Raw genomic sequence first — 25,268 nt, 5'->3', positions numbered from 1 at the left:
TCGCGTCAGAAGTTTCTTTATGGCCTGTCGCCGCGATCTAGAGCCGATGGTAGTCTTTAAGCCAAGTTGTTGTCAGGGAGCCCTTATGGGCAATCACAAGATCGGGATTCGTCGGGTCAACGTCGAGAAAATCCTGCTGGCGGCGGAGAAAATCTTCGCCGAAAAAGGCTACGGCAGCACCGCCATGGCGGATATCGCCGAAGAAGTGCAATTGCCGCGCTCCAACCTGCATTACTACTTCACCACCAAGAGCGAGCTGTACAGCGCCGTGCTGTTCGACCTGCTGGAAGTGTGGAAGCAGGACGCCCTGAGCTTCGAAACCTTCGATGACCCACGGGTGGTACTCAGCAGCTACATCCGCGCCAAGATGCAACGCTCGCGCACCCGGCCCTATGGTTCGAAAGTCTGGGCCAATGAAATCATCCACGGCGCGCCAACGCTCGGTGAGGCGCTGGATGAGAGCCTGTACGACTGGGCCAAGATGAAGGAAGCGAAAATTCGCCAGTGGGTGGAAGACAAACGCATCCTGCCAGTGGAGCCGTCGAGCCTGCTGTACATGATCTGGGCCTCGACCCAGCACTATGCCGACTTTGATCATCAGGTGAAGATCCTGAATGAGCACCAGCCGTTGTCGGACATGCAGTTCGAGAAGGCGATTCAGACGGTGACGAGTGTGATTTTGCGGGGGATTGGGTTGGAGCCTTGAGCCTTATGGTGACGTAGATGGCCTCATCGCAGGCAAGCCAGCTCCCACAGTTCAACGCATTTTGTCTGAAGGAATGCAGTCAAATGTGGGAGCTGGCTTGCCTGCGATAGCTATCTGAAGGGCTACACCGCCTCCCGGTAGGGATTCCTCGGATCCTGCGTCCAATTCAAAAACGGCTTGCCCGTGTCCATCGGCACCATCTCGATACAATCCGCTACCGGGCAGGTGATCTGGCACAGGTTGCAGCCCACGCACTCGTCATCGATCACCTTGTATTTATGCGTCCCATCCGCCTGTTTCAAACTCGAAATGGCCTGGTGCGAGGTGTCCTCACAGGCAATATGGCAACGCCCACAGCCAATGCACGCCTCCTGATCGATCTTCGCAATCACCTGATAGTTGATATCCAGATACTTCCAGTCCGTCGTATTACCCACCGCCCTCCCGGAAAAATCCTGCAGGCTGTTGTAGCCCTGACTGTCCATCCATCGTGACAACCCGTCCTTCATCTCCTCCACAATCCGAAACCCATGCAGCATCGCCGCGGTGCACACCTGCACCGCACCGCAGCCCAGGGCGACAAACTCCGCCGCGTCACGCCAATTGCCGATGCCGCCAATGCCGCAGATCGGCAGGCCCTGGGTCTGCGGGTCGCGGGCGATTTCGGCGACCATGTTCAGCGCGATCGGCTTGACCGCCGAGCCGCAATAACCGCCGTGGGTGCTTTGCGTACCGACGACGGGCAGCGCGACCATGCGTTCCAGGTCGACGCTGGTGATGGAGTTGATGGTGTTGATCAGCGACACCGCATCCGCGCCGCCGCGATACGCCGCCCGCGCCGCCACGCGGATGTCGGTGATATTCGGCGTGAGCTTGACGATCACCGGCAGCGAGCAATAGGTCTTGCACCAGCGTGTCACCTGTTCCACGTACTCAGGCACCTGGCCCACCGCCGCGCCCATGCCGCGTTCGGGCATGCCGTGGGGGCAACCGAAGTTCAGTTCGATACCGTCGCAGCCGGTGGCTTCCACCAGCGGCAGGATGTTTTTCCAGGACTCCTCGACGCACGGCACCATCAGCGACACGATCAGCGCGCGGTCGGGCCAATCCTTTTTCACCTGGGTGATTTCCCGCAGGTTGATCTCCAGCGAGCGGTCGGTGATCAGCTCGATATTGTTGATGCCCAGCACTTCACGGTTGGCGCCGTAGTGCGCCGAGTAGCGCGACGACACGTTGACCGCCGCCGGGTCCTCGCCCAGGGTTTTCCACACCACGCCGCCCCAACCGGCTTCGAAGGCGCGCACCACGTTGTAGGCCTTGTCGGTAGGCGGCGCGGAGGCCAGCCAGAATGGATTGGGGGCTTTGATACCGGCAAACACAATCGAGAGATCGGCCATTACGCAGCCTCCACATTCAGCATGAGTTGGGCATGGATGGCCTCGGCGGCCAGCTTGCCGTGTTGCACGGCTTGCACGGTGAGGTCCTGGCCGAGGCTGACGCAATCGCCGCCCGCGTACACCCCGGGAATGCTGGTGCGCAGCTGTTCATCGACGAAGATCCTCCCGCCGACACGCTGCAGTTGCTGGGCCAGCGGATCGTGCAGTGCCTCGCTGTCGAAGCCCTGGCCAATGGCCTTGAAGATCGCATCGGCCGCCAGTTCGAAGGTTTCGCCAGTGGGGTGCAGGCGACCGTTTTCCATACGCGTACGCAAGAAGCGCATGCCGCGCACATGGCCCTGATCGTCCAGCAGCACTGCCTCCGGCTGGGCCCAGGTCAGCAGGCGGACCTGGTTGGCCTTGGCGATGTCCTGTTCGTGATGAGTGGCGCCCATGTCCGCCAAGCCACGGCGGTACACGAGGTTCACATCGCGGGCACCGAGACGGGCCATCTGCACGGCCATGTCGATGGCGGTGTTGCCGGCGCCGAGCACGATGCAGCGATCGGCCAGGGGCAGTTGGGTGAGGTCATCGGCCTGGCGCAGCTCGCGGATGTAATCGGTGGCGGCGAGCAGGCCGGGGGCGTCTTCATGGGGCAGGCCGAGTTGTTTGCTGGCGGCCAGGCCGAGGCTGAGGAACACCGAGTCGAATTGCTGGTGCAGCTCGCTCAACGTCAGGTTGTCGCCCAGGCGTTGGCCGTGGCGAATCTCGATGCCACCGATCTGCAGGAGGAAATCCAGCTCCTTTTGCGCGAAGTCATCCACCAGCTTGTACTTGGCGATCCCGTATTCATTCAGGCCGCCGGCCTTTTCCCGCGCTTCGAAGATCACCACGTCATGGCCGTGCAAGGCACTGCGGTGGGCACAGGACAGCCCCGCAGGCCCGGCGCCGACCACGGCGATGCGCTTGCCGGTAGCGGCGGCGCGATGGAAGGGGTGTTCGCTGAAGTGCGCATTGTCGACGGCATAACGTTGCAACAGGCCGATCAGCACCGGGGCGCATTCTTCGGCGTTGTTACGCACGCAGGCCTGCTGGCAGAGGATCTCGGTGGGGCAGACCCGGGCGCAACTGCCGCCGAGGATGTTGGCCGAGAGGATTTTCTGCGCGGCGCCTTGTACGTTTTCGGTGTGGATGTTGCGGATGAACGACGGGATGTCGATCTCGCTGGGGCATGCGTTTACGCACGGCGCGTCGTAGCAGTACAAGCAGCGCGAGGCTTCAAGCTGGGCTTGTCGGGCGTTGAGCGGTGGCGCCAGGTCGGTGAAATGGCTGGCGAGCGTCGGTCCATCCTCAGCGGGATGGGGGAGGTGGGTCAGGGTCTGGATCACGGTGTTGGCCTCACGGTTATTGAGGTGCTGCCTCTGATGGGCATTGGTTTTTGTGTTGCCTGTACTGGCCTCATCGCAGGCAAGCCAGCTCCCACATTTGAACTGTGTGAACCCGATCAAATGTGGGAGGGGGCTTGCCCGCGAAGGCGGCTTCAGCGTTTCACAGCCACTGGCTTGGAATGCGCAGCCCGCTTGCTCAACTGCTCAAACACCGGCGGATACGTCGGCCGCTCCACATACCGCCCGGCACCGCGCTCGGCGCGCAGGTCGCCATCGGCCCAGACCAGCTTGCCCTGGCTGATGGTGTGGCTCGGTACGCCGCGCACGGTCTTGCCTTCGAAGATGTTGAAGTCGACTTTCTGGTGATGGGTCTTGGCGGAAATGGTCCGCGTACCCTCGGGATCCCACAGCACCAGGTCGGCATCGGCGCCCACGCGGATCGCGCCTTTGCGCGGGTAGAGGTTGAAGATCTTCGCGGTGTTGGTGGAGGTCAGCGCGACAAATTCCTGCATCGACAGGCGCCCAGTGTTGACCCCTTCATCCCACAGCAGCGCCATGCGGTCTTCGATGCCGGCGGTGCCGTTGGGGATCTTGCTGAAGTCGTCACGGCCAGCGGCTTTCTGCTCGGCGCAGAAGCAGCAGTGATCGGTGGCGGTGGTGTGCAGGTTGCCGGATTGCAGGCCATGCCACAGCGCTTCCTGATGCCCGCGCGGACGGAAAGGCGGGCTCATCACGTAGCCAGCGGCGGTTTGCCAGTCCGGGTGCTGGTAGACGCTGTCGTCCAGCAACAAGTGGCCGGCCAGCACTTCGCCGTAGACCGGCTGGCCTTTGCTGCGGGCGTAGGTGATTTCATCCAACGCTTCCTGGGTCGACACGTGCACCAGGTAGAGCGGCGTGCCGATGGTCTCGGCGATGCGGATGGCGCGGCTGGCTGCTTCGCCTTCGACTTGCGAAGGGCGCGACAGCGGATGCGCCTCGGGCCCGGTAATGCCCTGGGCCATCAGCTTGCGTTGCAGGTGGTACACCAGCTCGCCGTTTTCCGCGTGCACGGTGGGCACCGCGCCCAGTTCCAGGCAGCGTTCGAAACTGGCGACAAGGGTGTCGTCCGCCGCCATGATCGCGTTCTTGTAGGCCATGAAATGCTTGAAGCTGTTGATGCCGTGGTGGCTGACCAGCTCGGCCATTTCCTCACGCACCTGTTCGCTCCACCAGGTGATCGCCACGTGGAAGCCGTAGTCCGAGGCGGATTTTTCCGCCCAGCCACGCCACTGGTGAAACGCTTCCAACAGGGATTGCTGCGGGTTGGGAATCACAAAGTCGATGATCGACGTGGTGCCGCCCGCCAGGCCTGCCGCCGTGCCACTGAAAAAGTCTTCACTGGCCACGGTGCCCATGAAGGGCAGTTGCATATGGGTATGGGGATCGATGCCGCCGGGCATCAGGTATTGGCCGCTGCCATCGAGTATCTCAGTGCCGGCGGGAATATCCAGATTCGTACCAATAGCCCGGATTAGACCGCCTGCGCATAACACATCGGCGCGGTAACTTTCATCATGGGTAATAACGGTGGCGCCACGGATCAACAGCGACATGTCGAGTTCCTCACAGGCTTGACCGGCTTGTGCCAGTTCTAAGTGTTGTAATGCTGCTTGCCGATGGTCAGTTAATTCCTGTCATCGGTGACAGGAATAGAAACTAGCCCGAGTTTTTAGATTGGGCAAGAAGATTTTTCATAAGCTTATATCTTGATTAACTATCTGATTTATATGAATAAAAATTAAAAGTCACCAAAATGTAGCGTGCTATCACCATTTTGACGCACTTGACAGGTTCTTAAATTGAGCAACATTTCTTATTGCAAATCAGACGCTTGAGACTTGCCTCTTGACGGGGCAGGGAAATAAAAATAATTGTGTTGCACCAGATTGAGTCCTGACAGTTCGGGCAACTTTCACGTTATCTAGCCTGAGTAACGTGGCAAGTACCGAAGGCTCACTCGGAAAGCTGATAAACATCAGCACGTTATATAAGCGGTGCGGGTTCAGTAACGGTTGTCGGCACGGATATTGAGTGCAGTGGCGGCTGGCCGGGCCCGTGATGTCATGTTGTTTACGAGGTACTCCGGCCGCCTGCACCCAACCGCAGGCGAGCAAAAATAATTCGAAAAAACCGTGGAGCGGCCATGCAACAGAACAGATCGCAAGTCATTGAACGCAACGGCCTGTACGAACTCGACGCCGGCCCCGACGTCCTCGACAGCCCGCGCTACAACCACGACATGGCACCGACCAAGGTGCACGAACGCACCTGGAACAAGTGGCACATCACCGCGCTGTGGGTCGGCATGTCGATCTGCGTGCCCACCTACACCTTGGGCGGGGTGCTCACCGCGTATTTCGGCTTGTCGGTGGGCGAGGCGCTGATGGCGATCCTGCTGGCGAACATCGTGGTGTTGATCCCGCTCACGCTTAACGCCTTCCCTGGCACCAAGTACGGCATACCGTTTCCGGTGCTGCTGCGCTCATCGTTCGGCATCCTGGGTTCCAACGTGCCGTGCCTGATTCGTGCGCTGGTGGCCTGTGGCTGGTTTGGTATCCAGACGATGTTTGGTGGGCTGGCGATCCACCTGTTCCTCGGCTCGATTTTCGAGGGTTGGAAGTCCCTCGGCGGCACCGGTGAAGTGATCGGCTTCATGATTTTCTGGTGCCTGAACCTATGGGTGGTGCTGCGTGGCGCCGAGTCGATCAAGCGGCTGGAAACCCTGTCGGCGCCGTTGCTGGTGGCGGTGGGTATTGGCCTGCTGGTGTGGGCGATGCCCAACGTGTCGATCAGTGAGTTGATGGCGATCCCGCCGAAACGCCCGGAAGGCGCGAGCCTCACCGGTTACTTCATGGCCGGCCTCACCGCGATGGTGGGCTTCTGGGCCACCCTATCGCTGAATATCCCGGACTTCAGCCGCTACGCCAAAAGCCAGAAGGACCAGATCCTCGGGCAGATCTTCGGCCTGCCGCTGACCATGTTCCTGTTCGCTGCTCTCGGCGTGATCATGACCGCCGCCTCGGTGAAACTGGTGGGCGTCAGCGTGTCCGACCCGGTGACCCTGATCGGGCATATCCAGAGCCCGGTGTGGGTGGCTGTGGCGATGGCATTGATCATCGTCGCGACCTTGTCTACCAACACGGCGGCGAACATTGTCTCGCCCACCAATGACTTCCAGAACATCGCGCCCAAGCTGATCAACCGCACCACGGCCGTGATCCTGACCGGCCTGGTGGGGCTGGCGTTGATGGGCCATGAACTGCTGAAAAAGCTCGGCCTGATCGTGTCCGACGTAAGCCTGGAAACCGTGTATTCCAACTGGTTGCTGGGCTATTCAAGCCTGCTGGGACCCATTGCCGGGATCATGGTGGTGGACTACTTCATCACCCGCAAGCAGCAACTAGACCTCGCCGGGCTGTACCGCGACGACGTGTACCCGGCGTGGAACTGGAGTGGTTTCATCGCGTTTGGCGTGCCGGTGGTGCTGACCTTGCTGTCACTGGGCAGTGATGCGTTCAGCTGGTTCTACAGCTACGGCTGGTTTACCGGTTCGGCGTTGGGCGGCGTGTTGTATTACGGCCTGAATGCCAAACGCGGGATCAGCCCTGTTGCCGTCAATCCATAAGAAAAATCCAGCTTGAGGAGATCAACCATGAATGCTGCCCTCGACGTCCTGCAAATCAACCGCGACCGCCTGTGGCAGTCGCTGATGGACCTGGCCAAGCTCGGCGCCACGCCCAAGGGCGGTGTGTGTCGCCTGGCCCTTACCGACCTGGATCGCAAGGCCCGCGACCTGTTCGTACAGTGGTGTGAAGAGGCCGGTTGCACCGTGACGGTGGATGGCATCGGCAACATTTTCGCCCGTCGTCCGGGGCGCAATCCGAACCTGCCACCGGTGATGACCGGCAGCCATATCGACACCCAGCCCACCGGCGGCAAGTTCGATGGTTGCTTCGGTGTGCTGGCCGGTGTGGAAGTACTGCGTACGCTCAACGACCTGAACGTGGAAACCGAGGCGCCGCTGGAAGTGGTGGTGTGGACCAACGAGGAAGGTTCGCGCTTTCCGCCGTGCATGATGGGCTCCGGGGTGTTTGCCGAGAAATTCACCCTGGCCGATACCTTGGCCAAGGTCGATGTGGACGGCGTCAGCGTGGGCGATGCGCTGAATGCGATTGGCTATGCGGGCTCGCGGCCGGTCAGCGGGCATAAGGTTGGCGCCTATTTCGAGGCGCATATCGAACAGGGACCGATTCTTGAGGATGAGAAAAAAACCATCGGCGTGGTGCTGGGCGCCCTCGGGCAGAAGTGGTTCGACCTGAAGCTGCGCGGTGTTGAGGCTCATGCGGGGCCAACGCCGATGCACCTGCGCAAGGACGCCCTGGTGGGCGCGGCGGCGGTGGTGGCGGCGGTGAATGCTGCGGCGTTGGGGCATCAGCCCCATGCGTGTGGGACGGTGGGTTGCCTGCAGGCATATCCGGGATCGCGCAACGTCATTCCAGGCGAAGTGCGCATGACCTTGGACTTCCGTCACTTGGAGCCGGCGCGACTGGATTCGATGATTGCCGAAGTGCGCAAGGTCATCGACGAGACCTGTGCCAAGCACGGGCTGAGTTTCGAAATGGAGCCTACGGCGGACTTCCCGCCGCTGTATTTCGACAAAGGCTGCGTGGACGCTGTGCGCGATGCGGCAAATAGCCTGGGCCTGTCGAACATGGATATCGTCAGCGGGGCAGGGCACGACGCTATTTTCGTCGCAGAGCTTGGGCCGGCGGGGATGATATTTGTGCCCTGTGAAGGTGGCATCAGCCACAACGAAATCGAGAATGCCGCGCCGGATGATCTGGCAGCGGGGTGCGCGGTGTTGTTAAGGGCAATGGTGGCGGCGTCGGCGGCAATCGCCAGCGGCAAGCTCGCCGCCTAAGCCATCACCGCCCTCCGTAGGAGCCGGCAAGCCGGCTCCTACGGAGAATGGACAGTGTCAGGAAGAGGGTCGCCAGCCGCCACCCAGCGCAGTCACCAGCCCGACACTCGCCTGCAACTGCCGCGTCTGCACCGCCTGCAATGTCCGCTGCGCCTGTAACGCCGCCGTCTGCGCCGTCACCACATCCAGATAACTCACGGCCCCGGCCTGATAGCTGTTCATCGCCAGCGCTTGCGTGTGCTGCGCTGCATCCGCTGCCGCTTGTTCGTCCTGTGCTTCCTGCTGCAGGTCCCGCAATTGCGCCAGGTTGTCCTCGACTTCACGCACGGCTTTCAGCACCTGGCTGCGGTACTGCGCTGACGCCTCTTCAAACTCGGCCTTGGCCTGGCGTTCGTTGGCGCTTAGACGACCGCCGTCGAAGATCGGCAAATTCACCAACGGCCCCAATGCCCAATAGCGATTGCCCGCGGACAGCAGGTTACCGACCCCCTGAGTCTGCCCGCCAATCAACCCCGTCAGACTGAAATCCGGATACCACGCCGCCTTGGCCACGCCGATGTTGGCGTTGGCGGCAAAGACTCGTCGCTCGGCCGCTGCAATATCTGGACGACGTTGCAGCAGGTGGCTAGGCAATTGCGAGGGTATCCCCGGCAAGGCGATCAATTGCGTGCTCGGCGGTAACGAAAAATCGCTGGCTGCCACACCCACTAGTTCTCCTATGGCATGCTCGGTCAGATTGCGCTGCCCGCGCACTTCGTCCCATTGCGCCTTGGCCTCGGCCAGTTGATTCTGCGCGCGCGTGAGGTCCAGCTCCGAAGCAATCTGCCCCTCATACCGGCTACGGGTCAGCTGCAACGCCTGGCCGAAATCCTCCAGCGAACTGTTGAGAATCCGCGCCTGCGCATCCATCCCGTTGAGCTGCACGTACAACGTCGCCAACTGATGTTGCAGGCTCAAGCGCGCCACCGCCAAATCATCGCCGGATGCCTGTGCCTGGGCATCACCGGCCGCCACCTGGTTGCGGATTTTGCCCCACAGGTCCAGGTCGTAGCTCAGTGAAAACCCTGCGGTATTGCTGTTGTAGACCGACGGCTGCGTATCACCTCGCAGCGGGCGCGAGTCCGATTGGCGCTGGCGCAACGGCTGCGCGCTGGCGGTGATCTGCGGGAACAACCCCGCATGCAACTGGCTGGCATAGGCCTGGGACGCGTCGAAGTGCGCCAGCGCCGCCGCCAAATCCGGGTTGGCCTTGAGCAGTTGCTGTTGCAGGTCATTCAGGCGCGAATCGTGGTAGAGCGTCCACCATTCGGGGGCCAGTTGATCGGACGGTTGCGCGCTGTGCCAGGGGCCATCGCTGGTCTGTTCGCGGTAGCCGGCCGGTAAATCAACACTCGGCACCTTGTAGGCCGGCGCCATCGAGCAGCCCTGCAACGCCAGCAGCATCAGCGCTGCCAGGGGTTTAAGCCTTAGGCGCATGCGCACCTCCGGCGGCATCGGCCAGTTGTACCGGGTCGCCTTCACGCAGGGCGTCCGGCGGGTTGTCGACCACGCGGTCGGCGGGTTTCAGGCCTTGGTCGATGACCAGGCGTTCGCCCAGGTCGAGGCCGATGTGAATGTCCTGCAGGTGCACGTGATTCTGCGCATCCAACACCGCCACCTGTGTGCCTTGGGCGCGGAAGATCAATGCGCTGGCCGGGATGCTCACGCCATGGGTATCCGCCGGAATCGGCAGGGTGGCTTCGGCATAGTCGCCGGGCAGCAACTCCCCATTGGGGTTGTCGGCGACGAACTGCGCGAGCAGGGTGCCGGAACGGCGGTCGATGGCGGTGGAATCACCGATCAAGTGCGCCTTGAAGTGTTCGCCGGGGTGCTCGGGCACGGTCAGCTCGGCTTCGAGGCCTGGGTGGATGACCGCCGCGTAGTTCTGCGGCACAGGCACATACAGGCGCAGTTGGTGGGTGTCGGCGATGTTGAACAGTTCCGGATCACTGTCGGTGTCGGCCTTGATCAACTGGCCGATATCGGTGTTGCGCGCGGTGATGGTGCCGGCGAATGGCGCGCGGATCGTCTTGTAGCTTTCCAGTGCGGACAGCCGCGCATAGTCGGCAGCGGCGGCTTCGGCCTTGGCTTTTGCGGCAGCGGCATTGGAGGTTTTTTCATCGGCCTCCTGGCGCGATACCGAATGGCTGGCGAGCAGGTTTTGCCAGCGGGTAGCGGTGGTTTCGGCCAGGCGTGCGTTGGCCTGTTCCTGTACCAGTCGGGCGTGGGTTTGCGCCAGTTGCTGATCCAGGTCGGGGCTGTCGATCTCGGCGAGAGTTTGCCCGGCTTTGACCTGGGTGCCGATGTCGGCTTTCCAGTCCTTCAAGTAGCCGCTGACACGGGCGTGAATCGGCGCCTTGCTCCAGGCTTCCAGGTGCGCCGGCAAGCGCAGGGTATCGCCGGCGACATTCTGCTGCGGTTGGAACACCATCACCTGCGGGATGGCGGCGGTTTCGGTCCAGGCGGTGACCGATTGTTCGTGCAGCGTGCGGGCATGCAGGCCGTTGGCGACCAACAGGGCGGCCAGGGTCAGGCCGCCGACACCCATGAGCATCAGACGCTTGCGCGAGGGTTTGTGATCAGACGACATGAGGCGTTTCTCCAGCAGTGGCGCGAGTAGGGTGACGGCCGTGGACCAGGCTGAAGACCACGGGGACAAACAACAGGGTGGCGGTGGTGGCGAGGATCAAGCCACCGATCACCGCACGGCCGAGCGGGGCGTTCTGCTCCTCGGAAATCGCCAGGGGCAGCATGCCGATGATCATCGCCAGGGCGGTCATGCACACCGGGCGAAAGCGGGTGTAACCGGCTTCCAGCGCGGCCTTGAGCGCATCGCCATGTTCGGCCAGGCGTTCACGGCAGAAGCTCACCACCAGAATCGAGTTGGCGGTTGCCACGCCCATGCACAGGATCGCGCCGGTCAAGGCGGGCACCGACAACGAGGTGCCGCTGAGGAACAGCATCCACACGATCCCTGCCAGCGCCGCAGGCAAGGCGGTGATGATCACGAACGGATCGACCCACGACTGGAAGTTGACCACGATCAGCAGGTAGATCAGCACCACCGCGCCAAGCAAGCCAAAGCTCAAACCGCTGAAGGCTTCGTGCAACGCATCGATCTGCCCGTGCAGGCTGATCACTGCGCCTTTGGGCCGCATGGACGCGGTGTCATCCAGCACTTTCTGCACGTCACGGGCCACGCCGCCGAGGTCGCGGCCTTGCACGTTGGCGTACAGGTCCAGGGTCGGTTCGATGTTGTAATGAGTCACCACCGCCGGGCTTTGCACGCGGGAGATGGTGGCCACGCCGCCAAGGATCTGCGATTGGCCGTCGGCGCCGGTCACCGGCAGCGCTTCCAGCGAAGGCAGGCTGTCGAGGCGATATTGCGGGGTGGCGGCGACGATGGAATAGGACACGCCGTTGGCCGGGTTGAGCCAGAAGGTCGGTGCCACTTGGGAACTGCCGGCGAGGGAGGCGACCATACTGTTGGTCACGTCACGCTCGGTGATGCCCAGGCCATTGGCGCGCAGGCGGTCGACGTTGACCTGCAAGGACGGGTAGCCGGTGGACTGCTGGATGCGCAGGTCGGCGATGCCCGGTACGTGTTGCAGGCGCCGTTCCAGTTCCACCGCATAGGCGCGGTTTTCTTCATCGCTGCGCCCGGAAATTTTCACGTCCAGAGGGGCCGGGGCGCCGAAGTTGAGGATCTGGCTGCTGATGTCTGCCGGCAGGAATGCGAAATGGCTGCCGGGGAAACTTTCTGGCAGGGCTTCGCGCAATTTCTTTACGTAGTCGGCGGTGGGCGCGTGGTCTTTTTTCAGCGTGACCTGGATATCACCGTCCTGCGGGCCGATGGTGCCGCTGCTGCTGTAGGCCATGTCGATACCGCTGAGCGGGATGCCGATGTTATCGACGATGGTGTCGAGTTCTTCGGCGGGAATCACTTCACGAATCCGCGCTTCGATACGGTCGAAGGCGGCGGCGCTTTCTTCGATGCGCGTGCCCAGTGGCAGGCGCACATGCAAAGCCAATGCACCCGCGTCGGTGGCCGGGAAGAAGTCCTGGCCGAGGCTCGGCAGCAACAGGAACGACGCCAGCACACAGGCCAGGAAACCGACGATGAAGCCCTTGCGATTACCCAAGGCCAAGGTCAGCAGGCCATGGTAGGCGTCGCGGATGTTCGAGAAGTGCCGTTCAAAGCCCTGCTGGAAATTCAGCACCGATTGCAGCACGCGATTGCGTGGTTTCTTGTGCTGCTCACCCTCATGATGATTGATGAATGCATCTTCCGGATGATGCCCGGCGCCTGGCTCCGGCGTGTGCGGCTTGAGCAGAAACATCGCCAGGGTCGGCACCAGCGTACGCGAGAGGATGAACGAGCTGGCCATGGCAAAGATCACCGCCAGGGCCATCGGCCGGAACAGGTAACCGGCGATGCCTTGCAGCAAAAACATCGGCACGAACACGATGCAAATACATAGCAGCGAGACGAACGCCGGGCCAACGATCTGTGCGGCGCCGTCGAGGATCGCGGTCTTCACCGCCTTGCCTTGCTCCAGGTGCCAGTTGATGTTTTCGATGGTCACCGTGGCGTCGTCCACCAGGATCCCCACCGCCAACGCCAGCCCGCCGAGGGTCATCACGTTGAGGGTTTGCCCGCTGACCGCCAGCAGCGCGATAGCCGACAGCACCGCCAGGGGAATCGAGGCGGCGATGATCAAGGTGGAGCGCCAACTGCCGAGGAACAGCAGGATCATCGCACTGGTCAGCAGTGCAGCGATGATGCCTTCCTGGGCCACGCTGCCCACTGACTGTTTGACGAACACCGAGGCATCACCCAGCAGCGAGGTCTTCAGCGACGGCGGCAGGGTCTCGTTGATGCGCGGCAGCATCTGGCGAATGCCGTCGATGATCGACAGGGTGGAAATGCTGCCGTTCTTCAGCGCCGGCATGAGGACCGCGCGGTGGCCGTCGACGCGCACGATGTTGGTCTGTGGCGGCGAGCCGTCGCGGACGTGGGCCACTTGACCGATGGTGATCAAGGCTCCATCGACGGTCTTGATCGGCAGGTCATTCAGCTCATCGATAGCCTTGGGGCTGTTGTTGAGCAGGATTGTGTATTCGTTGGGGCCGAGCTTGGCGGTGCCCACCGGGATGATCTGGTTCTGCAGCGCCAAGGCATTGCCGACGTCCTGGGCCGATAAACCTTTGGCGGCCAGCGCCTGCGGGTCGAGGTCCAGGGTGATCTGGCGTTGCTTGCCGCCCATCGGTGTGGGCATGGCCAGGCCGGGCAGGGCGCTCAGGGGCAGGCGAATGTTGTTCTGCACCAGGTCGCGGATCTTGGCTTCCGAGAGGCTGGGGCTGGAGAACGCCATCTGCAAAATCGGCACCGTGGAGGCGCTGTAGTTGAGGATCAGCGGCGGCGTGATGCCCGGTGGCATCTGCTTGAGCACGGTTTGTGATACCGCCGTCACCTGTGCGTTGGCGGTGCGGATATCCACGCCGGGTTGGAAGAAGATCTTGACGATGCCCATGCCGGGCAGGGATTGCGATTCGATATGCTCGATGTCGTTAACCGTAGTGCTCAGGGAGCGTTCATAGGTGTAGATCACCCGACCGGCCATGGCGTCCGGGGACAGGCCGTTGTACTGCCAGACCACGGCGACCACGGGTATGCCAATGTCCGGAAAAACGTCAGTGGGGGTACGCAGGGCCGCCATCGGCCCGATGATGCAGATGAATATGGCCAACACGATAAACGTGTACGGCTTTTGCAGTGCGGTCTTTACCAGCCCGAGCATGCGTGAAACCTCCGGAGGGAGCAGGATTGCAAACCCCGGCAGTCTTGCCCGACCCACCTAACACGCACCTTTCAGCCAGGTGAAGGAACATTTAGGAAGGGGCTGAAGATCGTTTCATCTGTATTCATTTGTTCTACAAAGGGTGGCTCCTCAAGCTTGTAGCCCATTGGACACATCGTCCTTCTTTGGAGCCCTGCCATGTCACTCAAACCTCTGTTATTGATTCCCGCCCTCGGTGCTGTGCTGTTGTTGTCGGCGTGCGCTGGCCCGATTCCCAAGGCCGACCCGAGCGAAGCGTGGATCGGTCTGAAAGAAGAGGCCCCCAACGACCTGATGGCCGAACGCGTGGACGGCAAGCGCGTGGATGACGGACGTTTCTTTGAAGTGACGCCGGGAGACCATCGCCTGGATGTGACGCTGTTTGAAGAGGAGCCAGGCGACGACAACCAGCAGGACTGCCAGGGCCGGGTCGAGTACAAGGATTTCAAGGCAGGTGAGCACTACACCCTGGTGGAGTCGAGCCTGGGCACCACCGTGCGCGCATCCTTGATGGATGGTCACGGCAAGGAGGTCGCGGCGACTCAGGACTTCAATTGCATGCCTGGCTAGGCGTGATGTACCGCCACCTTATGGGGTTTGGCGGGTGCAGCGGGTTTGGCGTGGGGGTGATGGTGCCGACGGGTGATGCGCAACACCCCCCACAACATGGCGCCGGCTACCGCCAGCCAACCGCAGATCAACAGGACAATCGTTGTTGCAAGGCTCATTAGGGCCTCCTTTCGCCCCCAGGGGGCACACACAGTCTTCTCAATGGACAGTCTAGCTACCTGACGGTTGCCTGCTATTGACCAATGGTCGTGTCTGTCCAACTTCTTTGCTATATCCACGACCTTTGTAGGAGCGAGCTTGCTCGCGAAAAACGTCAACGAGAATGCGCGTTATCTGGATTAACACGGCGCCTTCAGGTTTTTCGCGAGCAAGCTCGCTCCTACATAAACGTGATTGGGCTATGATCGGGGCCCTCACCGGCAGTTGATCAAGAGAGTAGAAAATTGCGGTTACGGTCGAACCTGAAAACATCCTTGTTCCTCGCGTGTGCCTTGGGCCTTGCGGCGTGTTCCTCCACTCCGTCGAGACTGGCGGGCCTGCCGGAGCGCGTCGAGCTCAATGGCGTGCCAACCTTTCGCAGCGAGGCTTACCAAGCCGGTCCTACGTCTTTAGCCAGCATGCTGTCGCAACAAGGCATTGTCATGACACCGGGGCTGTTGGATAAACCGTTGCATCTGCCGGACGGCGAAGCGGACCTTGAGCGCAATATGCAGGTGCTGGCGCGTGAGTACGGACTGATGGTGTATCCGCTGGAGGCCAAGCTGACGGCGGTGCTGGCGCAGGTAGCGGCGGGTTATCCGGTGATGGCGCGGATCGGTGGCGGGCTGTGGTCGGACGCGCACTACGTGGTCGTGGTGGGGTTCAATCAGCAGAAAAGTACCGTGTTGTTGCGCTCGGGCATGGATCGACGTTTGCTGATGAGCTTCAGCGACTTTGAGTCCAAATGGAAAAGCGCCGGCAGTTGGGCAATCCTCACCCAGCGCCCGAGCCAGTTGCCGGCGAATGTAGATGCACAACGTTGGCGCGACTCGGCGAATGCGACGGCCCAGGCCGGGCAGGAGCGGGCGGCGGCGCAGGCACTGAAGGTGTTGGCGGAACGCAAATAAAAAAAGGCGCTATCAAAGCGCCTTTTCTATACCGCTTAGCGACGGGCTTCCGCAGCGTTAGAACGATTCTTCAGGTTCTTGTCGGCCTTGTAGCGCAACGCCACATCCGGTACCGAACCGCTCTTGCCGGTCTCGACCCAATTGCGGATACGGCTGGCATCGGCAAAGTGGGTGAATTTGCCGAAGGCATCCAGGATCACCAGCGACACCGGGCGGTTGCCCATGCTGGTCACCAGTACCAGGCAGTGGCCGGCCTGGTTGGTGAAGCCGGTCTTGGTCAGCTTGATGTCCCAGTTGGCGCGGTTGATCAGGTGGTCAGTGTTGGAAAAGCCCAGGGTGTAGTTGGGCTTGCGGAACGACACGGTCTTTTCCTTGGTGGTGCTCAACTGGCTCAGCAACGGGTAGTGACGCGCGGCGGCCAGCAGCTTGCTCAGGTCGCGGGCGGTGGACACGTTGTGGATCGACAGGCCAGTGGGTTCTACATAATGAGTACTGGTCATGCCCAGCGCCTTGGCCTTGGCGTTCATCGCCGCGATGAACGCTGGGTAGCCGCCTGGGTAGTGGTGGGCCAGGCTGGCCGCGGCGCGGTTCTCCGAGGACATCAAAGCGATCAACAGCATTTCTTTGCGCGGCATTTCGCTGCCGATTTTCACGCGGGAGAACACGCCTTTCATTTCCGGCGTGTCCTTGATGTTGATGTCGATGTATTCGTCCATGTTCTGCTTGGCTTCCAGCACGATCAGGCCGGTCATCAACTTGCTCACCGAGGCGATGGGCACCACCACGTCGGGGTTGCTGGAATAGATGACTTTATTGGTCTGCAGGTCCACCAGCATGGCGCTGCCGGAGGCGATTTGCAGTTTGGACGTGTCACGCGGCGCCTGGGTGGTTTCGGCGGCGTGCGCGAAGGTGCCTGTGAAAGCAAAAAATAGGCTGACAATAGAAAGACGAATTTTCACGCGGATGAACTCGCTAAAAGTAAGGAAATACCGCTCGGGAACGGTTTTTTGATAAATGCCGTTACATTTTAGGAGTATGGATCAGAAACTGTCGAATGTTCTTCTAGAACCCGATGAAAGTTCTTAAAAACTAAGAAAAAACAGGATTTATTGCGGACAATAAAAAGCCCTGCGATAAGGCAGGGCTTTTTCAGTACGCCTGGTTATTAGGCGTGCAGGGTCTCTGCGGCGTACAGGGTATTTTCCAGCAGGCAAGCACGCGTCATCGGGCCGACGCCGCCTGGCACTGGCGTGATCCAGCCGGCGCGGGGCAGGGCGGTTTCGTACACCACATCGCCCACCAGCTTGCCGTCGTCCTGGCGATTGATGCCCACGTCGATGACGATGGCGCCTTCCTTGATCCACTCACCCTTGACCAGGCCCGGTTTGCCGGCAGCAACCACGACCAGATCGGCGCGGCCGACGTGGCCGGCGAGGTCCTTGGTGAAGCGGTGGGTGACGGTCACGGTGCAGCCGGCCAGCAACAATTCCATGGCCATCGGGCGGCCGACGATATTGGAGGCACCGACGACTACGGCGTCGAGGCCGTACAGGTCGACACCGGTGCTTTCCAGCAGGGTCATGATGCCTTTCGGCGTGCAGGGGCGCAGCAGCGGGATACGCTGGGCCAGACGACCGACGTTATAAGGGTGGAAACCGTCGACGTCTTTGTCCGGGCGAATGCGCTCCAGCAATTTCGAGGCGTCCAGATGCTCGGGCAATGGCAGTTGCAGCAGGATGCCATCGATCTTCGGGTCGTCGTTGAGGCCGTCGATCAGGTCGGTAAGGGCCTGCTGGGTGGTCTCGGAAGGCAAGTCGTAGGCTTTGGAGATAAAGCCGACCTCTTCACAGTCTTTACGCTTGTGCGAGACATAAACCTGAGAGGCAGGATCGCTGCCGACCAGGATCACCGCGAGGCCAGGCGTGCGCAGGCCTTGCTGGCTGCGCTCGGTGACTCGTTTGGCGATCTGCTGGCGCAGGCTGGCGGCGATTGATTTGCCGTCGATAAGTTGTGCAGTCATTACGCGTGATTAACCATCGAGAGGGGGAAGAAAAGTGCGCGCATTCTCGCATGCCAAGACGTGAGGGCAAAGGCGCTTGGTCTGCAAATTGCCCTAACCCCTTAAATAAAATCAGTTTTTTTCAAAAAAGATTTGACGGGTTTCGAGGGCGTCTATACTATTCGTCGCACTTGTCGGGCACAGCCTAGCACTGGTTAAGAAGGTCGAGCAGAATAGTGTGTTGTTCTGCAAGGCTGGAAGCACTTAGTTTGTAATCCTCCAAGAGTACAGATTAATCAGGCGCCCGTAGCTCAGCTGGATAGAGCATCCGCCTTCTAAGCGGATGGTCGCAGGTTCGAGTCCTGCCGGGTGCGCCATTAGGCAGCTTTGGCACAAGTAGCGCTATATGGTGGGCGTAGCTCAGTTGGTAGAGCACGGGATTGTGACTCCCGTTGTCGAGGGTTCGATCCCCTTCGTCCACCCCATATTTTAAAAGGCGCCAGATTAATCGTCTGGCGCCTTTGCTTTAAGAGCTTCAAGCGCGGATGTGGTGGAATTGGTAGACACACTGGATTTAGGTTCCAGCGCCGCGAGGCGTAAGAGTTCGAGTCTCTTCATCCGCACCAAATAAAGCTTGGTCCCGTCGAAAGGCAGGGCAGGGCTCAACAAAGAAGTGGTTTGGTTTCTTTGTTAACGCAATATGGTGGGCGTAGCTCAGTTGGTAGAGCACGGGATTGTGACTCCCGTTGTCGAGGGTTCGATCCCCTTCGTCCACCCCATATTCGAAAGGCGCCAGATTTAACAGTCTGGCGCCTTTTTTGGTTTCAGCGGTTCGAACTATCCCGCGACTGCCGGTAGCGGGTCGCAACGGCAGGGCGTTTCGTCGTATTTGTGTATCTCGATGATGCCGCGCTGCCTGCCAGTCCCGTTTGAGGGGGTGGCCGTCAGGGAGATGGCTGACGACTTCTTCTATATATAGAAGGGGCGGCGCAGAGCCCTGGCGTGATGGGTTGTATTTGTCACCGGGGCGAGGTGCATCAGTGCCTTCGTACCGATAAATTGCCGGCTGTTTTCGGGCGTATTTGCAGTAGGGTGACTTCTTGAGTTTGACCCACTAGAATGCATGCCCTTGATTGGGGTCGGAAATGGCCGGCTAACGTCTGTGCAACGAGGAATATCCATGCAAGTTTCTGTTGAAAATACTACTGCTATCGAGCGTCGCCTGAGCATCACCGTGCCGGCTGAGCGCATCGAGACTGCGGTCAACAAGCGTCTGCAGCAGACTGCCCAGAAGGCCAAGATCGCTGGTTTCCGTCCAGGCAAAGTGCCAATGAGCGAAATCAAGCGCCGTTTTGGTGCCGATGCGCGCCAGGAAGCTGTGGGTGATGTGATCCAGGCTTCTTTCTACGAAGCCGTCGTTGAGCACAAGCTGAACCCGGCGGGTTCGCCTTCGATCGAGCCTAAGTCCCTGGAAGTGGGCAAGGACCTGGAATACGTTGCCGTATTCGAAGTCTTCCCAGAGTTCGAAGTTGCCGGTTTCGAAGGTATCACCGTAGAGCGCCTGAGCGCTGACGTGGCTGATGCCGACCTGGACAACATGCTGGAAATCCTGCGCAAGCAGAACACCCGTTTTGAAGTGACCGATCGCGCCGCTCAGAACGAAGACCAGCTGAACATCGATTTCGTTGGCAAGGTTGACGGCGAAGTGTTCGCTGGCGGCTCCGCCAAGGGTACTCAGCTGGTGCTGGGCTCCAACCGCATGATCCCAGGTTTCGAAGACGGTCTGGTTGGCGCTAAAGCCGGCGAAGAGCGCGTTCTGAACCTGACTTTCCCTGCTGACTACCAGAACCTGGACCTGGCTGGCAAAGCCGCCGAGTTCACCGTGACCGTCAACAGCGTTTCCGAGCCTAAGCTGCCAGAGCTGAACGAAGAGTTCTTCGCTCAATTCGGCATCAAAGAGACCGGCATCGAAGGCTTCCGCACCGAAGTTCGCAAGAACATGGAGCGCGAACTGCGTCAGGCCATCAAGTCCAAGGTCAAGAACCAGGTCATGGACGGTCTGCTGGCCGCCAACCCGATCGAAGTGCCTAAGGCCCTGCTGTCCAACGAAGTGGACCGCCTGCGCGTTCAAGCTGTTCAGCAGTTTGGTGGCAACATCAAGCCTGACCAACTGCCGGCCGAGCTGTTCGAAGAGCAAGCCAAGCGCCGCGTCGTGCTGGGCCTGATCGTGGCTGAAGTGGTCAAGCAGTTCGACCTCAAGCCAGACGAAGACCGCGTTCGCGAAATGATCCAGGAAATGGCTTCGGCCTACCAGGAGCCTGAGCAGGTCGTGGCTTGGTACTACAAGAACGATCAGCAACTGAACGAAGTGCGTTCGGTTGTGCTGGAAGAACAAGTTGTGGATACTGTTCTGCAGAAGGCTAAGGTGACCGATAAAGCGGTCTCTTACGAAGAAGCAGTCAAACCGGCGGAAGCAGCACAAGCCGACTGATTGTCCAACTCGTTGGAAATACAACCATAAGCCAGCCTCGCGCTGGCTTATGCGTTTTCAAGACATGACTATTTGGGAGTAACTGCAGAGCATGTTCCGTAATTCCTATATTCAGCAGAACTCTGATATCCAGGCCGCTGGCGGCCTGGTCCCGATGGTTGTCGAGCAGTCCGCTCGTGGCGAACGCGCCTACGACATCTACTCGCGCCTGCTCAAGGAGCGAGTGATCTTTCTGGTGGGCCCCGTAGAGGACTACATGGCCAACCTGATCTGTGCGCAACTGCTGTTCCTTGAAGCGGAAAATCCGGACAAGGACATCCATCTCTACATCAACTCCCCAGGCGGCTCGGTGACAGCCGGCATGTCGATCTACGACACCATGCAGTTCATCAAGCCGAACGTGTCGACCACCTGCATTGGCCAGGCCTGCAGCATGGGCGCATTCCTGCTGACCGCCGGTGCCGAAGGCAAGCGTTTCTGCCTGCCGAACTCGCGTGTGATGATTCACCAGCCACTGGGCGGTTTCCAGGGCCAGGCGTCGGACATCGAAATTCACGCCAAGGAAATCCTGTTTATTCGTGAGCGTCTCAACACGCTGATGGCCAAGCACAGCGGGCGCACCCTGGAAGAAATCGAGCGCGACACCAACCGCGACAACTTCATGAGTGCCGAAGCCGCGCGTGACTACGGGCTGATCGACGCCGTGATCGACAAGCGCCCCGCTTAATATCAGCCGCTCAAAATAGGGCTGGTCGGCATGTCCGACCACTGGCGGGCTTGAAAAAGCCCGCATAAGCCTTCATCTTGTGTTGCAAGCCTATCGGATTTGGATCGAACGAATGACTGACACCCGCAACGGCGAGGACAACGGCAAGCTGCTCTATTGCTCCTTCTGTGGCAAAAGCCAGCATGAAGTGCGCAAATTGATTGCCGGCCCCTCGGTCTTTATCTGCGACGAGTGCGTCGACCTGTGCAATGACATCATCCGCGAGGAGGTGCAGGAAGCCCAGGCCGAAAGCAGCGCGCATAAATTGCCTTCGCCTAAAGAAATCAGCGGCATCCTTGACCAGTACGTGATTGGTCAAGAGCGTGCAAAGAAGGTTCTGGCCGTAGCGGTGTACAACCACTACAAGCGCTTGAACCAGCGTGACAAGAAAGGTGACGAAGTTGAACTCGGCAAGAGCAACATCTTGCTGATCGGTCCTACAGGCTCGGGTAAAACCCTGCTGGCAGAGACCCTCGCTCGCCTGCTGAACGTTCCGTTCACCATCGCCGACGCCACCACCCTCACCGAGGCTGGCTATGTGGGGGAAGACGTCGAGAACATCATTCAGAAACTGCTGCAGAAGTGCGACTACGACGTAGAGAAAGCCCAGATGGGTATTGTCTACATCGACGAAATCGACAAGATCTCGCGCAAGTCGGACAATCCGTCGATCACCCGGGACGTTTCCGGTGAAGGCGTGCAGCAGGCCCTGTTGAAACTGATCGAAGGCACGGTCGCTTCCGTACCGCCACAAGGTGGTCGCAAGCATCCGCAGCAGGAATTCCTTCAGGTTGATACGCGTAACATCCTGTTTATCTGTGGTGGTGCGTTCTCCGGTCTGGAAAAAGTCATCCAGCAGCGTTCGACCCGCGGCGGCATCGGCTTCAGTGCCGAAGTGCGCAGCAAGGAAGAAGGCAAGAAGGTTGGCGAGTCCCTGCGTGAAGTCGAGCCTGACGACCTGGTCAAGTTCGGTCTGATCCCGGAATTCGTGGGCCGTCTGCCGGTCCTGGCCACGTTGGACGAGCTGGATGAGGCTGCTCTGATTCAGATCCTCACCGAGCCGAAAAACGCCCTGACCAAGCAATACGCCAAGCTGTTCGAGATGGAAGGTGTGGACCTCGAGTTCCGTACCGACGCCCTCAAATCGGTGGCCAAGCGGGCACTGGAGCGCAAGACCGGTGCACGTGGCCTGCGTTCGATTCTCGAAGGCGTGTTGCTCGACACCATGTATGAGATCCCCTCGCAGTCCGAGGTGAGTAAAGTGGTGATCGACGAAAGCGTTATAGAAGGTAAGTCCAAGCCACTGTACATCTACGAGAACAGTGAGCCGGCTGCCAAGGCTGCGCCCGACGCGTAAGCGTTTCGCAGTGTCGGTATAAACAAGGGGCCTCCAGGGGCCCCTTTGTTTTTGCGGCGTTTTTTGCCCCAAGGCGTTTACTGCGTTTAACTGCTGGCAATAAGCTTGTTTTTTTTGCATGCAGCCCCCATCTTGGTTTCAAGCTTATTTTTCATCTGTCATAGAGGCGAAATCATGAAGACCACCATCGAATTGCCTCTCCTGCCGTTGCGCGATGTCGTCGTCTATCCGCACATGGTTATCCCGCTGTTCGTGGGGCGCGAGAAGTCTATCGAAGCCCTCGAGGCCGCGATGACGGGCGACAAGCAAATCCTGCTGTTGGCCCAGAAGAATCCTGCTGATGATGATCCGGGCGAAGACGCCCTGTATCGCGTCGGTACCATTGCTACAGTACTGCAACTGCTCAAGCTGCCTGATGGCACCGTCAAGGTGCTGGTCGAAGGTGAGCAGCGAGGCGCGGTCGAGCGTTTCATGGAGGTGGACGGCCACCTGCGCGCGGAAGTGGCACTGATCGACGAAGTCGAGGCCCCTGAGCGCGAGTCCGAAGTGTTTGTGCGCAGCCTGCTCTCGCAGTTCGAGCAGTATGTGCAACTGGGCAAGAAAGTCCCGGCTGAAGTCCTGTCTTCCCTCAACAGCATCGATGAGCCAAGCCGCCTGGTCGACACCATGGCCGCGCACATGGCGCTGAAGATCGAGCAGAAGCAAGACATCCTCGAAATCATCGACCTGTCGGCGCGTGTAGAGCACGTGCTGGCACTGTTGGACGCCGAAATCGACCTGTTGCAGGTTGAGAAGCGCATCCGTGGTCGCGTGAAGAAACAAATGGAGCGCAGCCAGCGCGAGTACTACCTGAATGAGCAGATGAAGGCCATTCAGAAAGAACTCGGCGACAGCGAGGAAGGCCACAACGAAATCGAGGAGCTGAAAAAGCGCATCGATGCTGCCGGCCTGCCGAAAGACGCCCTGACCAAGGCCACCGCGGAGCTGAACAAGCTCAAGCAGATGTCGCCGATGTCGGCTGAAGCCACCGTGGTGCGCTCCTACATCGATTGGCTGGTGCAGGTGCCGTGGAAGGCCCAGACCAAAGTGCGCCTGGACCTGGCGCGCGCTGAGGACATCCTCGACGCCGACCACTATGGTCTCGAAGAAGTCAAAGAACGCATCCTCGAATACCTCGCCGTGCAAAAGCGCGTGAAGAAAATCCGTGGCCCGGTGTTGTGCCTTGTCGGTCCGCCTGGCGTGGGTAAAACCTCCCTGGCAGAGTCGATCGCCAATGCTACCAACCGCAAATTCGTGCGCATGGCCCTCGGTGGTGTGCGTGATGAAGCGGAAATTCGTGGTCATCGCCGGACTTACATCGGTTCGATGCCAGGAAGATTGATTCAAAAGATGACAAAAGTGGGCGTGCGCAACCCGCTGTTCCTGCTCGATGAAATCGACAAGATGGGCAGTGACATGCGTGGCGATCCGGCATCGGCGTTGCTCGAAGTGCTCGACCCGGAGCAAAACCACAATTTCAACGACCATTACCTGGAAGTCGACTACGACCTGTCCGACGTAATGTTCCTGTGCACCTCCAACTCCATGAACATCCCGCCGGCACTGCTGGACCGGATGGAAGTGATTCGTCTGCCGGGCTACACCGAAGACGAGAAGATCAACATCGCCGTCAAATACCTCGCGCCCAAGCAGATTTCGGCCAATGGCCTGAAGAAGGGCGAGATCGAATTTGAGGTCGAGACGATCCGCGATATCGTGCGCTACTACACCCGCGAGGCCGGTGTACGGGGCCTGGAGCGCCAGATCGCGAAGATCTGCCGTAAGGCGGTCAAGGAACATGCACTGGAAAAACGCTTCTCGGTGAAGGTCACCGCCGACTCCTTGGAGCACTTCCTGGGCGTGAAGAAATTCCGCTACGGCCTGGCCGAGCAGCAGGATCAGGTAGGGCAGGTGACGGGGCTGGCGTGGACTCAGGTGGGCGGCGAATTGCTGACCATCGAAGCCGCGGTGATCCCTGGCAAGGGCCAACTGATCAAGACCGGTTCCCTGGGTGACGTGATGGTTGAATCCATCACCGCCGCGCAGACCGTGGTGCGCAGCCGTGCCAAGAGCCTGGGGATCCCCCTGGACTTCCACGAGAAGCACGACACCCACATCCACATGCCGGAAGGGGCGACCCCGAAAGACGGCCCTAGCGCTGGCGTAGGCATGTGCACGGCCCTGGTGTCGGCATTGACTGGCATTCCGGTGCGCGCCGATGTCGCCATGACCGGGGAAATCACCCTGCGTGGTCAGGTATTGGCCATCGGTGGTCTGAAAGAGAAATTGCTTGCTGCACACCGGGGTGGTATCAAGACGGTGATCATTCCTGAAGAGAATGTTCGCGACTTGAAGGAAATTCCTGACAACATCAAGCAGGATCTGCAGATTAAACCGGTTAAATGGATTGACGAGGTCCTGCAAATTGCGCTGCAATACGCGCCGGAGCCCTTGCCGGATGTGGCTCCGGAGATAGTTGCCAAGGACGAAAAACGTGAGTCTGATTCCAAGGAAAGAATTAGCACGCATTAATGTGTTAAAGCCTGGGGGCTTCCTTGACAGCTTTTTAGAGCCCTTGTTATAAAGCGGCTCTTAAGTGTCTGTAGGCCATTCAGCACTGGTTTTTGCTTT

The 25,268-nt window shown here is 59.9% G+C and carries 18 protein-coding genes and 4 tRNA genes; 13 read left to right on the top strand and 9 right to left on the bottom strand.

The window, feature by feature from the left end; genetic code table 11:
- Window positions 1-85: 85 nt before the first annotated feature.
- On the top strand, window positions 86-706 hold the full coding sequence (locus tag HX793_RS01260) for a TetR/AcrR family transcriptional regulator (protein WP_010209389.1): 621 nt from the start codon (window positions 86-88) through the stop codon (window positions 704-706).
- A 122-nt stretch (window positions 707-828) separates the two neighbouring features.
- Here the strand turns inward: HX793_RS01260 and preA are convergent, their stop codons facing one another.
- The 3 genes from preA to hydA form a co-directional block, all read right to left on the bottom strand.
- Window positions 829-2,103 carry an NAD-dependent dihydropyrimidine dehydrogenase subunit PreA gene (gene preA / locus HX793_RS01255; protein WP_177094217.1) on the bottom strand — a complete coding sequence of 425 codons (1,275 nt, stop codon included), beginning with the start codon at window positions 2,101-2,103 and terminating at the stop codon, window positions 829-831.
- Window positions 2,103-3,470 carry an NAD(P)-dependent oxidoreductase gene (locus HX793_RS01250; RefSeq protein ID WP_177094219.1) on the bottom strand — a complete coding sequence of 456 codons (1,368 nt, stop codon included), beginning with the start codon at window positions 3,468-3,470 and terminating at the stop codon, window positions 2,103-2,105. Before HX793_RS01250 ends, preA begins: the two co-directional genes overlap by 1 nt.
- Before the next feature lie 152 nt (window positions 3,471-3,622).
- Window positions 3,623-5,062, bottom strand: a complete 1,440-nt coding sequence (hydA, locus tag HX793_RS01245; RefSeq protein ID WP_033902017.1) for a dihydropyrimidinase — start codon at window positions 5,060-5,062, stop codon at window positions 3,623-3,625.
- Window positions 5,063-5,652: 590 nt separating this feature from the next.
- On the opposite strand from hydA, the gene HX793_RS01240 reads away from it, so the two are divergent.
- Together HX793_RS01240 and HX793_RS01235 are read left to right on the top strand one after the other, a co-directional pair.
- The gene (locus tag HX793_RS01240; RefSeq protein WP_016978005.1) at window positions 5,653-7,134 is read left to right on the top strand and encodes an NCS1 family nucleobase:cation symporter-1; all 1,482 of its coding nucleotides are present in this window, start codon (window positions 5,653-5,655) and stop codon (window positions 7,132-7,134) included.
- Window positions 7,135-7,161: 27 nt separating this feature from the next.
- A complete protein-coding gene (locus tag HX793_RS01235; protein ID WP_016978006.1) occupies window positions 7,162-8,430 on the top strand; it encodes a Zn-dependent hydrolase in 1,269 nt (422 codons plus the stop codon).
- 57 nt (window positions 8,431-8,487) lie between these two features.
- Here the strand turns inward: HX793_RS01235 and HX793_RS01230 are convergent, their stop codons facing one another.
- From HX793_RS01230 to HX793_RS01220, 3 genes are read right to left on the bottom strand one after another with little or no spacing between them, the layout of a single operon-like run.
- The gene (locus tag HX793_RS01230) at window positions 8,488-9,906 is read right to left on the bottom strand and encodes an efflux transporter outer membrane subunit (RefSeq protein WP_177094221.1); all 1,419 of its coding nucleotides are present in this window, start codon (window positions 9,904-9,906) and stop codon (window positions 8,488-8,490) included.
- On the bottom strand, window positions 9,890-11,059 hold the full coding sequence (locus tag HX793_RS01225) for an efflux RND transporter periplasmic adaptor subunit (RefSeq protein ID WP_177094223.1): 1,170 nt from the start codon (window positions 11,057-11,059) through the stop codon (window positions 9,890-9,892). Before HX793_RS01225 ends, HX793_RS01230 begins: the two co-directional genes overlap by 17 nt.
- Window positions 11,049-14,270: an efflux RND transporter permease subunit gene (locus HX793_RS01220; protein WP_177050757.1), complete on the bottom strand. Its 3,222-nt coding sequence runs from the start codon at window positions 14,268-14,270 to the stop codon at window positions 11,049-11,051. Before HX793_RS01220 ends, HX793_RS01225 begins: the two co-directional genes overlap by 11 nt.
- Before the next feature lie 198 nt (window positions 14,271-14,468).
- On the opposite strand from HX793_RS01220, the gene HX793_RS01215 reads away from it, so the two are divergent.
- On the top strand, window positions 14,469-14,879 hold the full coding sequence (locus HX793_RS01215; RefSeq protein ID WP_016978010.1) for a PA0061/PA0062 family lipoprotein: 411 nt from the start codon (window positions 14,469-14,471) through the stop codon (window positions 14,877-14,879).
- Here the strand turns inward: HX793_RS01215 and HX793_RS01210 are convergent.
- Window positions 14,876-15,037, bottom strand: a complete 162-nt coding sequence (locus HX793_RS01210; RefSeq protein WP_177094225.1) for a hypothetical protein — start codon at window positions 15,035-15,037, stop codon at window positions 14,876-14,878. The two genes, HX793_RS01215 and HX793_RS01210, sit on opposite strands and share 4 nt — an antisense overlap.
- Window positions 15,038-15,322: 285 nt before the next feature.
- Between HX793_RS01210 and HX793_RS01205 the strand changes: the two genes are divergently transcribed.
- Window positions 15,323-15,985: a C39 family peptidase gene (locus HX793_RS01205; RefSeq protein ID WP_177050755.1), complete on the top strand. Its 663-nt coding sequence runs from the start codon at window positions 15,323-15,325 to the stop codon at window positions 15,983-15,985.
- Between the two features lie 35 nt (window positions 15,986-16,020).
- On the opposite strand, the gene pbpG is transcribed toward HX793_RS01205, so the two are convergent.
- Both pbpG and folD read right to left on the bottom strand, forming a co-directional pair.
- Window positions 16,021-16,944, bottom strand: coding sequence for a D-alanyl-D-alanine endopeptidase (gene pbpG / locus HX793_RS01200; protein WP_016978013.1), 924 nt, complete (start codon window positions 16,942-16,944; stop codon window positions 16,021-16,023).
- Window positions 16,945-17,150: 206 nt separating this feature from the next.
- Window positions 17,151-18,005 (bottom strand): bifunctional methylenetetrahydrofolate dehydrogenase/methenyltetrahydrofolate cyclohydrolase FolD, encoded by an 855-nt coding sequence (gene folD, locus HX793_RS01195; RefSeq protein ID WP_016978014.1) that lies wholly within the window; start codon window positions 18,003-18,005, stop codon window positions 17,151-17,153.
- A 279-nt stretch (window positions 18,006-18,284) separates the two neighbouring features.
- Between folD and HX793_RS01190 the strand changes: the two genes are divergently transcribed.
- The 8 genes from HX793_RS01190 (at window position 18,285) to lon (ending at window position 25,169) form a co-directional block, all read left to right on the top strand.
- Window positions 18,285-18,361, top strand: a tRNA-Arg gene (locus HX793_RS01190).
- A gap of 32 nt (window positions 18,362-18,393) precedes the next feature.
- Window positions 18,394-18,469: transfer RNA gene (locus HX793_RS01185), tRNA-His, on the top strand.
- Between the two features lie 56 nt (window positions 18,470-18,525).
- Window positions 18,526-18,610: transfer RNA gene (locus HX793_RS01180), tRNA-Leu, on the top strand.
- Window positions 18,611-18,687: 77 nt separating this feature from the next.
- A tRNA-His gene (locus HX793_RS01175) sits at window positions 18,688-18,763 on the top strand.
- Window positions 18,764-19,164: 401 nt separating this feature from the next.
- Window positions 19,165-20,475 carry a trigger factor gene (gene tig / locus HX793_RS01170; RefSeq protein ID WP_178905434.1) on the top strand — a complete coding sequence of 437 codons (1,311 nt, stop codon included), beginning with the start codon at window positions 19,165-19,167 and terminating at the stop codon, window positions 20,473-20,475.
- Window positions 20,476-20,566: 91 nt separating this feature from the next.
- Complete coding sequence (gene clpP / locus HX793_RS01165; protein ID WP_017736926.1) at window positions 20,567-21,202, top strand: ATP-dependent Clp endopeptidase proteolytic subunit ClpP; 636 nt, start codon at window positions 20,567-20,569, stop codon at window positions 21,200-21,202.
- 112 nt (window positions 21,203-21,314) lie between these two features.
- Window positions 21,315-22,598, top strand: a complete 1,284-nt coding sequence (clpX, locus tag HX793_RS01160; RefSeq protein ID WP_010209414.1) for an ATP-dependent Clp protease ATP-binding subunit ClpX — start codon at window positions 21,315-21,317, stop codon at window positions 22,596-22,598.
- 174 nt (window positions 22,599-22,772) lie between these two features.
- Entirely contained in the window at window positions 22,773-25,169 is a 2,397-nt protein-coding gene (lon, locus tag HX793_RS01155; protein ID WP_016978018.1) for an endopeptidase La, read from the top strand.
- The last annotated feature ends 99 nt before the right edge of the window (window positions 25,170-25,268 follow it).

Source organism: Pseudomonas reactans, assembly GCF_013387025.1.
Taxonomy (GTDB): Bacteria; Pseudomonadota; Gammaproteobacteria; order Pseudomonadales; family Pseudomonadaceae; genus Aquipseudomonas; species Aquipseudomonas reactans.
Note: the sequence above shows the minus strand (reverse complement) of the source record. Positions and strands in the feature narration are given on the sequence as shown.

What these genes read in the sequence shown, in the direction of transcription:
- HX793_RS01220 (WP_177050757.1), bottom strand. Translation starts at nt 14,270, where the DNA reads ATGCTCGGGCTGGTAAAGACCGCACTGCAAAAGCCGTACACGTTTATC.
- HX793_RS01215 (WP_016978010.1), top strand. Translation starts at nt 14,469, where the DNA reads ATGTCACTCAAACCTCTGTTATTGATTCCCGCCCTCGGTGCTGTGCTG.
- folD (WP_016978014.1), bottom strand. Translation starts at nt 18,005, where the DNA reads ATGACTGCACAACTTATCGACGGCAAATCAATCGCCGCCAGCCTGCGC.
- HX793_RS01235 (WP_016978006.1), top strand. Translation starts at nt 7,162, where the DNA reads ATGAATGCTGCCCTCGACGTCCTGCAAATCAACCGCGACCGCCTGTGG.
- hydA (WP_033902017.1), bottom strand. Translation starts at nt 5,062, where the DNA reads ATGTCGCTGTTGATCCGTGGCGCCACCGTTATTACCCATGATGAAAGT.
- clpX (WP_010209414.1), top strand. Translation starts at nt 21,315, where the DNA reads ATGACTGACACCCGCAACGGCGAGGACAACGGCAAGCTGCTCTATTGC.
- lon (WP_016978018.1), top strand. Translation starts at nt 22,773, where the DNA reads ATGAAGACCACCATCGAATTGCCTCTCCTGCCGTTGCGCGATGTCGTC.
- HX793_RS01230 (WP_177094221.1), bottom strand. Translation starts at nt 9,906, where the DNA reads ATGCGCCTAAGGCTTAAACCCCTGGCAGCGCTGATGCTGCTGGCGTTG.
- HX793_RS01225 (WP_177094223.1), bottom strand. Translation starts at nt 11,059, where the DNA reads ATGTCGTCTGATCACAAACCCTCGCGCAAGCGTCTGATGCTCATGGGT.
- HX793_RS01240 (WP_016978005.1), top strand. Translation starts at nt 5,653, where the DNA reads ATGCAACAGAACAGATCGCAAGTCATTGAACGCAACGGCCTGTACGAA.
- HX793_RS01210 (WP_177094225.1), bottom strand. Translation starts at nt 15,037, where the DNA reads ATGAGCCTTGCAACAACGATTGTCCTGTTGATCTGCGGTTGGCTGGCG.
- tig (WP_178905434.1), top strand. Translation starts at nt 19,165, where the DNA reads ATGCAAGTTTCTGTTGAAAATACTACTGCTATCGAGCGTCGCCTGAGC.
- HX793_RS01260 (WP_010209389.1), top strand. Translation starts at nt 86, where the DNA reads ATGGGCAATCACAAGATCGGGATTCGTCGGGTCAACGTCGAGAAAATC.
- clpP (WP_017736926.1), top strand. Translation starts at nt 20,567, where the DNA reads ATGTTCCGTAATTCCTATATTCAGCAGAACTCTGATATCCAGGCCGCT.
- preA (WP_177094217.1), bottom strand. Translation starts at nt 2,103, where the DNA reads ATGGCCGATCTCTCGATTGTGTTTGCCGGTATCAAAGCCCCCAATCCA.